This is a genomic window from Sandarakinorhabdus rubra (assembly GCF_010994245.1).
GTDB lineage: Bacteria > Pseudomonadota > Alphaproteobacteria > Sphingomonadales > Sphingomonadaceae > Sandarakinorhabdus > Sandarakinorhabdus rubra.
The window spans coordinates 1-1586 of the sequence record NZ_WMHO01000342.1 but is presented as its reverse complement, the minus strand read 5'-3'; the positions used below and the strand labels follow the sequence as shown (position 1 = coordinate 1586).

Annotated in this window: 2 protein-coding genes and 1 pseudogene; 1 reads left to right on the top strand and 2 read right to left on the bottom strand. The window is 69.8% G+C overall.

Annotated elements, in window-relative coordinates:
* Both GJV64_RS14245 and GJV64_RS14240 read right to left on the bottom strand, forming a co-directional pair.
* The coding region (locus GJV64_RS14245) for a M14 family metallopeptidase (RefSeq protein WP_164158116.1) at positions 1 to 894 on the bottom strand (894 nt) is incomplete at its 3' end.
* Positions 894 to 1172 (bottom strand): BolA family protein, encoded by a 279-nt coding sequence (locus tag GJV64_RS14240; protein WP_164158114.1) that lies wholly within the window; start codon positions 1170 to 1172, stop codon positions 894 to 896. The genes GJV64_RS14245 and GJV64_RS14240, both read right to left, overlap by 1 nt.
* A 98-nt stretch (positions 1173 to 1270) precedes the next feature.
* On the opposite strand from GJV64_RS14240, the pseudogene GJV64_RS14235 reads away from it, so the two are divergent.
* Positions 1271 to 1586 (top strand): annotated as a pseudogene (locus GJV64_RS14235) (hypothetical protein); the annotation flags it as partial.

The following is a 1586-nucleotide window of genomic DNA, read 5'->3' as shown; positions in this document are numbered from 1 at the left end:
GATCGGCAGCAGCAGCCGCGCCCAGCCGGGCCGCGTGGCGCGCACGGCTGCGATGTCGTTGGCAACGAACAGCCGGGCTGGCGGCGGCGCCACCCGGCCGGGCAGCATCTTCATCTCGCGCATCAGGTTGAGGAGCCCGGCCTCGGCGCGGGCGATCATCATGTCGTCGAACATCTCGGGCCGGCCCAGCTCCAGCGTGATGGCCGGCACGCCATCTTCGGTGAGCGTGTTTTCCAGCGTGCCCTTGTCGCCCTTGTCCATCTTGATGATGTCGGGCCCCACCAGTTCGGCCATGCGGCGGGTGCGCGGGGACGAGGCAAAGGCATACATCATGTAGGCTGTGCCGCGCGACTGGGTATGGAGATCAACGGCAGCATCGGCGTTGGGGCGGATGAGCCGGCTCCACAGCCGGCCGGCAAAATCGGCAATGGCGCTGGTGCCTTCGCGGCCCGGCATCTCGCGGTTGAGGTTGGGGGCGCTGCGGCTCCAGTCCGGCGTCCATTGCCGGCTGGACTGCAACAGGCCGGGCGGGTTGAGGCCGGGCACCAGCGTGAGCGTGCCCGACAGCTGCGCCGGATCGATGCCGGCGGCCAGCCGGTGCAGCACGGCGATGCCGTTCAGTTCATCGCCGTGGATGCCAGCGGTGAGCACCAGGCGCGGGCCGGCCTGCGCGCCCTTCACCACCACCACCGGCACCAGCCAGGGCTGGCCCACCGGGCTGGTGCCGGCGCGCAGCCAATAGCGGTTGATGCTGCCGCCGGCGACATCGGCAACATCCAGCCGGTCGATGATGGGAACGCCATCCAGGCTGCCGGCCGTCTCGGTAACGGCGCCTGCCAGTGTGGGGGCCGGCGCGCAGAGCAGCAGGGCGGCAGCCAGCAGCAGCGCGCGCATCAGGCGTCTTCTGGCGCGCTGGCGATGATCCGCAGCGCATGGATGCGATCGGGCGCCACCAGTTCGCCAAGCGCCGCATAGACGGCGCGCTGCCGGGCGATGCGGCTCTGGCCGGCAAAGGCGGCGCTGCTGATCTTCACGGTGAAGTGCGATTCGGCCTCGTCGCCGCGATGGCCGGCATGGCCATGGTGTGATGCGCTGTCGTCGATCACCTCCAGGCTGGTGGGGGCCAGCGCGGCGATCAGGCGCGCGTGGATTTCTGCGGCAACCTTGCCCATATCAACTCCCTGTTGGGGCCTTATAGACCGGGTGCAGCAAAGGATGACAGGCGATTTCGGACGGTGAGAACATGCGCCGGCAGCGCTGGCACGGCAGGGTGGAGCGGCCGCTTCCCGAACCCTGTGCCGCGCCCGGCTGTCCTGAAGCCGGCGAGTTCCGGGCGCCGCGTTCGAACCGGGTGCCCGGCGATGTCGGTGGTTGGCAATATCTGTGCCTCGAGCATGTCCGCGCCTTCAACACGCGCTACAATTATTTCGATGGCATGACGCCGGACGAGGTGAGCGCCGCGCAATCGCCGCTCGCCGGCTGGATGAAGGACGTGGTGAACGGCAAGCCGGCCTATGCCGATCCGCACGGGCTGTTCAGCATGGGCGCCGGCCCCGCGGCGGCGGCGCCGCGCGCGCCGTCGCGCT